We start from the raw sequence: 5,960 nt of genomic DNA on the forward strand, positions 1-5,960 counted from the left end.
TGCTAGGTACGTTTCACATCGACTTTTAATTTCAGTTTTTGACCTGGATGCAAGTATTTTTGGCCAGCGAGGTTATTCCATTTGATGATTTCTTGCACCGTTAAATTAAATTTGCTGGCAATACGGGCTAATGAATCACCGCGTCTGACTTTATAAGTAATAGTGCGAGACGTACTCACAAGCGTGGTATTTGGTTTGCTTTTGGTGTTTTGGTAAACCGTTAATTTTTGCCCTAATCGTAATACCGATTGCGTTTTAAGTTTATTCCAACTGGCAAGCTGCTTAATCGTTACATCGTATTCTCGACTGATATCCCACAGCGTATCGCCACTTTTTACAACATGGTTTTTTTTACTTTTTTGATTCTTATTGACCGCCATCCTGACTTGTGATGGTAAGTGCTCACTTTTCAATTCTCCATCACTTAAAGGCACGAGTAGTTTTTGACCAATGCGAATAATATGACTGTTTAGTTTATTTAAAGATTGAATAGCACTGGAACTGGTTGAGAATTTTTTCGCTATCACAGACAGTGTGTCACCTCGGTTAACGGTATAATATTGCCACCTTAAACGGTCTTTAGCTTCCGTAACGGCTAATTTTGTTTTAAATGTATCAATTTTATCTGATGGGAGTAGTAAGATATGAGGCCCATCAGGGTCTGTTGCCCAGCGATTGAATCCGGGGTTAAGTCGATATAATTCAGTTAAAGTAATATCGGCCATTTGCGCTGCGAGTGCCAAATCAATTTGAGAGTCAACATCAATGGTCTCAACAACTTGGGCATTGATAATGGGGTTCCAGGTTACTTTGAATTCATCTTGACGCTTCAAAAGATCAGATAAAGCGAGTAACTTTGGTACATACGCGGTTGTCTCTCTTGGCAAGTCTAAAGACCAAAAGTCGGTGGGTAAATGTTTTTTGCGGTTTTTGCGAATGGCCTTTAGCAGTCGACCTTCACCTGAGTTGTATGCCGCGATTGCATTGAGCCAATCACCCTCAAGGGTTTTATGTAAATAAGTTAAGTAATCAAGTGCTGCGCGGGTTGATTGAACAATGTCTCGTCGTCCGTCATACCACCAATTCTGCTTTAAGTTAAAACGCTCGCCAGTTTGTGGCATGAACTGCCAAATACCCGAGGCACTACGATGAGAATAACCAAAAGGGTCAAATGCGCTTTCTACGATTGGTAGGAGGGCAATTTCAATGGGCATTTCACGTTTCTCTACTTCTTCAACAATGAAGTAGAGGTAAGGTTCTGCGCGTTTTGATATTCTATCCATATAGCGCTGGTGCCGTTGATAATAATTACGCTCAGCAACCACAGGTCTGTTTTGCGGCACTTCTATCGAAAGCTGGTAGCGAATACGTTCCCATACGTCGTCAAAGACCGGGGGGGGCTCATCTACTTCAATTGGAGCTTGGATTGCACTCAGTAATGTCTCACTAATTTCATGCGGACTTGCTGCGTTATCTAATACTTGAGCTTCTACGCGTTGTTCAATCGTTGATGTTAATGTTTGGCAACCACTTAACAGTGCTACCAGTACAATTAAAATAGGTGATTTAGTCATATTTCTTTATATATTCGGGCAAAAACCCGCCAATACTACCTGTAAATAAGATAAGTTTAAAGAGCTGTGCTGAGCCTGTGCTGACTAAAATTGGTCTTTCCATAATCGCAGAGCTGCAAAGTTATGCCAAGGCGTAAGATTATTCACTGTTACATCATGAGGTAAGTGATGCAACATATGTGGTAGATCCGAGCGCAAAAATGGGTTGATTTTTCGTTCAATACCAAAACGAGTTGGTAGACTGGGTAAATTATTTTTACGCTGTGTAGTGACCCATTCAATGTGTGCTTTGATATCGTTATTATCAGGCTCTACTGCGATAGCAAATGCTAAGTTCGCAGCGCTATATTCATGTGTGCAATAAATTAGGGTGTTGTCATTGAACTGTGAAAACAGTTTAAATGAGTGCCACATTTGCTCTGCACTGCCTTCAAATAATCGTCCACATCCGGCGCTAAACAGCGTATCACCCGTAAAGCACAATACATCATTACAGTAACAGATGTGATCTAATGTATGGCCAGGTGTCGTGAGTACACTGAAAGTGTGTTCAAAAACAGTGAGGCTATCACCATTTCGCAGGGCGTGTGTGATCCCTTTAAATTTGGAGTTCTGAGGACCATATACATTGGTGTTAGGGAAGACGTGAGTGAGTTCAGCAACACCATTGGTATGGTCCCAGTGGTGGTGTGTGATCAAAATACCGCAAAGGGTTGCGTCATGTTGGGCGAGATATGAAAGCACAGGCTCAGCATCACCTGGGTCAACAACCCAAACCTGTTTTTTATCGGTGTCTCGAATAGCCCAGATATAATTGTCATCAAATGCATTGATTGGCTCTACTTGCGCCATGGTTAATTGCTCTATAAAGTGAACGTTAGCAATAGTATAGCGAGCAAGCTCTAACGATGAAACCAGCACTCAGTTTTCAACAAGGCCCAAAGCCTCTTAATTGGCAAGATTTTCCACATGGGGACTATGTACGGTATGGCATTGAGCGGCGAATGGGGAAATGGTTAACGCGAATGTTTGGTTATCATATGCTTAAGCTTGGAGGTTTAAGTGGCCAACTCGATACGTCAAAAAGCGCCATTAAGCATCAAGTTTGTGTCGCCCCTACATCGCAGCAACATGTGGGGGTTGTGGCTGAAATTGATGAATTACCCTTTTCTGAACACAGTGTTGATGCATGTATTCTAAGCCATTGTTTGGAGTATCATTCAGACCCACACCATATTTTACGTGAGGCACACCGCACTTTGATCCCAGGCGGGTATATCGTCATTTCTGGGTTTAACCCATTTAGTTTGTGTGGCCTTGCTCATTGCCTGCCATTTAGTGGTCAAAAGTTGCCTTGGTCAGGACGCTTTTTTACGCCAGCACGCGTAAAAGATTGGTTGGATTTATTGGGGTTTGAGATATTAGCGGATGAGCGTTTTATTCATGCCTCTTTAGCCCGAGGTAGTCGATTGTCTCGATTTGCGCCTTGGCGACATTTTTGTCGCCATTATTTGAAACCAATGGGGAGTTGTTACTTGCTAGTGGCAAGGAAGCGTGTTGCGCCATTAACCCCGATTAAGCCGAAATGGCATGCTCGTCCTAAATGGGCCCCAGCCGTGAAAAGTGCGAGAGTAAGGCAATCTAGAGAGTCATTTCAGGAAGAGAATTAAGCGTCTGGCTGGTAACCATTATCAGGCAATAAGTCATCCATAGAAGCAGCTTCACGGGCTAGGTCGTCAACTATTTCGTTGTACTTGTTGCCACTGTGGCCTTTTACCCATTTCCATTGGATGGTGTGGCGCTGGCAAGCTAAATCTAACCGTTGCCACAAGTCGACATTTTTAACTGGCTTTTTGGCTGCTGTTTTCCAGTTGCGCTTTTTCCAGTTTGCGACCCAAGATTCAATGCCTTGTTTGACATATTGGCTATCGGTATAAAGTATAACACGACAGGGGTGCTTTAATGTTTCTAACGCAACCGTTGCGCCAAGCATTTCCATTCGATTATTTGTGGTGAGTTGATACCCTTGATTTAATGTCTTTTCATGGCCTTTATAGCTCATATAAATACCATAACCACCAGGACCTGGATTACCTAAACATGACCCATCGGTATAAATCTCTACGGTTTTTTGCACGAATTGACCTGTTTTTATGTAGAATAAAGATATTGAATGCTAACAATAGCAAAGTTAGGTTACTGACGAAATGTTAAAAAGACAAATAGTCCTAGATACAGAAACAACGGGTATCGACCCTAAATCGGGCCATCGTATTATTGAGATAGGGTGTGTAGAGCTTGTAAATCGCCGCTTAACCGGTAATAACTTTCATGTGTATATAAACCCTCAACGTAGTATTGAAGAAGAAGCGATAGATGTGCACGGTATTACGAATGAGTTTTTAAAGGGCAAGCCGCTATTCCAAGATGTTGCACACGAGTTCTTTGAGTTTATTAAGGGAGCTGAATTGGTGATCCACAACGCGCCCTTTGACGTCGGCTTTATGGATCATGAATTTGCGATGTTAAACCAAGGTTACCCGCTGACACACGATTACTGCGAAGTATTAGATACCTTAGTCATGGCGAGAGACTTGCATCCAGGTCAAAAGAACAACCTAGATGCGCTATGTCGTCGCTATGATATTGATAATGCTAAACGAACGTTGCACGGCGCATTACTGGATTCTGAAATTCTTGCTGATGTTTATCTCGGTATGACCGGGGGGCAGAAAAAACTCAATTTAGCATCGGGTAATGAAACCGGTGGCAATAAACAGCAAGGCGATATAATAAGATTAAGCGCTGATAGACAACCACTTAAAGTTATTTTGGCAAGTGCCGATGAAGTAGTTGCTCACGAAGAACGCTTGAAAGTGGTCAATAAAGATGGCAATACGATATGGCAGCAATAATGAGGTAAACTATGAGGCGATTAATTGTGGGGGCTTTGCTAATAGCCATAGGGTTTGGTGCGTTAGCTTTGCCATCCATCACGCTTTTACAGCGAAATGGAAAAATTAATGAAATTCCGCTACTAGACAATCGCTTTCGAATTGATCATAAAGTCGACAAAATTACGTTGTTGTTTTTTCGAACCCGAGGAGCGCCAGCGGTTGTATTAGTCAAACCCGATGGCAGTAAGCTCTACGCGCCACAAGCCCTTAAAAATGAAAACCTTGATTGGTTTGATGAACCAAGCTATGACCTCATAACCATTTCAAACCCGACCCCCGGACCTTGGCAAGTGGTTGGTAGTATACAGCCGAATAGTCGAATTATGGTGCTGGGTGAAGTTGAACTTCATGTAGACCCTTTACCTCCTTTGTTGTTTAGAGGGGAAACGTTAAAAGTCAGTGGCCATATCACCAATGACGGCAAGCCGATACAAACCGGTTATTTTCGCGATGTTGTGAGTTTATTTGTCGAATTTACCAGTACCAATAATAATAACTATGCAAACTTTGGAGCAGGGACACAAAGCGTCACTGCATTTAAAGATGATGGTCGAGAGTTTGATGAAAGGCCGATGGATGGTATTTTTACTGGAGAGTTTAAGTTGAGTTTCCCTGCGGGGGAGTGGCAACCTGAATTTTTCATAGAAACTCCGATACTAAAACGCAGAGTTGTTAAAGAGCCGCTTATTATTGCTGAGCCGCCTTTTGACTATCATTTAGAACTTGCCACGGACAAAGAGTCAGAACACGAGCTATTACTGCGAATTGACCAAGATATTGTTAAACCTGAGACGGTGATTTTTCAGGGGAAAATCTTTTATCCGAATGGTGAAGAGAAAATGTTCACCTTAAATGAAGAAGCGCGATTATATAGAAAAGTCATGATTCAAAATTATGATTGGGGCAGATATAGTATTGAGCTTTCGGCGTTTGGTGAAAATGTAAATGGTCGAGAGTTCATGGCAACATTGCCGATGTATAAATTTGAAATAGAGCGACCAATAGAAAAGGTACCTGAGCTACCGTTAGCTGAACAAAAAATGGCGGACCAAGAAAAGGCAGCAGAAATAGTTGATGATACGATGAGTTCAGGCACGATGATTGCGATTATTTTGTTTGGCAATCTGATGGTTTTATTGTTTGGTTGGTTGGCTATTCGTATTTTTGTTCAAAATAAACCCATTAAGTTGCGCTTTAAATTGCCTTCATTTAAGAAAAAGTCAGAACTTGAAATAGAAGAAACAGAAATAGAGAATCAAAAGTCAGATGGGAATGGCTCAAAAAATGATAAATCAGGTGATATTTTGAACCTTTCGATGTCAGATGACTAAAAAAGAAGGAAAATTGCAAAAAAACTGTTGACTCCAAAGGGGTCCATTCGTATTATTCACGCCGCTGTCAGGGAGCAACCTAACAGCAAGAATAATGC

6 protein-coding genes are annotated in these 5,960 nt (G+C 41.8%); 3 read left to right on the forward strand and 3 right to left on the reverse strand.

Annotated elements, in window-relative coordinates; genetic code table 11:
- Positions 1-2: 2 nt before the first annotated feature.
- Positions 3-1,574 carry a LysM peptidoglycan-binding domain-containing protein gene (locus tag J8L97_RS22230; RefSeq protein ID WP_211052868.1) on the reverse strand — a complete coding sequence of 524 codons (1,572 nt, stop codon included), beginning with the start codon at positions 1,572-1,574 and terminating at the stop codon, positions 3-5.
- An 84-nt stretch (positions 1,575-1,658) separates the two neighbouring features.
- Positions 1,659-2,426: a hydroxyacylglutathione hydrolase gene (gene gloB / locus J8L97_RS22235; protein WP_192508579.1), complete on the reverse strand. Its 768-nt coding sequence runs from the start codon at positions 2,424-2,426 to the stop codon at positions 1,659-1,661.
- 56 nt (positions 2,427-2,482) lie between these two features.
- Here gloB and J8L97_RS22240 point away from each other — a divergent pair, with 56 nt between their 5' ends.
- Positions 2,483-3,244 carry a class I SAM-dependent methyltransferase gene (locus tag J8L97_RS22240; protein ID WP_192508111.1) on the forward strand — a complete coding sequence of 254 codons (762 nt, stop codon included), beginning with the start codon at positions 2,483-2,485 and terminating at the stop codon, positions 3,242-3,244.
- On the opposite strand, the gene rnhA is transcribed toward J8L97_RS22240, so the two are convergent.
- Complete coding sequence (rnhA, locus tag J8L97_RS22245) at positions 3,241-3,711, reverse strand: ribonuclease HI (RefSeq protein WP_192508110.1); 471 nt, start codon at positions 3,709-3,711, stop codon at positions 3,241-3,243. The genes J8L97_RS22240 and rnhA overlap by 4 nt on opposite strands.
- Before the next feature lie 70 nt (positions 3,712-3,781).
- Here rnhA and dnaQ point away from each other — a divergent pair, with 70 nt between their 5' ends.
- Together dnaQ and J8L97_RS22255 are read left to right on the forward strand one after the other, a co-directional pair.
- Entirely contained in the window at positions 3,782-4,489 is a 708-nt protein-coding gene (gene dnaQ, locus J8L97_RS22250; RefSeq protein WP_192508109.1) for a DNA polymerase III subunit epsilon, read from the forward strand.
- Positions 4,490-4,500: 11 nt separating this feature from the next.
- On the forward strand, positions 4,501-5,862 hold the full coding sequence (locus tag J8L97_RS22255) for a TIGR03503 family protein (protein WP_211052869.1): 1,362 nt from the start codon (positions 4,501-4,503) through the stop codon (positions 5,860-5,862).
- The last annotated feature ends 98 nt before the right edge of the window (positions 5,863-5,960 follow it).

This window comes from Pseudoalteromonas sp. MMG012, from assembly GCF_018100875.1.
Classification (GTDB): Bacteria; Pseudomonadota; Gammaproteobacteria; order Enterobacterales; family Alteromonadaceae; genus Pseudoalteromonas; species Pseudoalteromonas aurantia.

Bases quoted from the DNA above. Each gene is read 5' to 3' on its own strand.
- J8L97_RS22230 (WP_211052868.1), bottom strand. From the start codon at position 1,574: ATGACTAAATCACCTATTTTAATTGTACTGGTAGCACTGTTAAGTGGT.
- gloB (WP_192508579.1), bottom strand. From the start codon at position 2,426: ATGGCGCAAGTAGAGCCAATCAATGCATTTGATGACAATTATATCTGG.
- J8L97_RS22240 (WP_192508111.1), top strand. From the start codon at position 2,483: ATGAAACCAGCACTCAGTTTTCAACAAGGCCCAAAGCCTCTTAATTGG.
- dnaQ (WP_192508109.1), top strand. From the start codon at position 3,782: ATGTTAAAAAGACAAATAGTCCTAGATACAGAAACAACGGGTATCGAC.
- J8L97_RS22255 (WP_211052869.1), top strand. From the start codon at position 4,501: ATGAGGCGATTAATTGTGGGGGCTTTGCTAATAGCCATAGGGTTTGGT.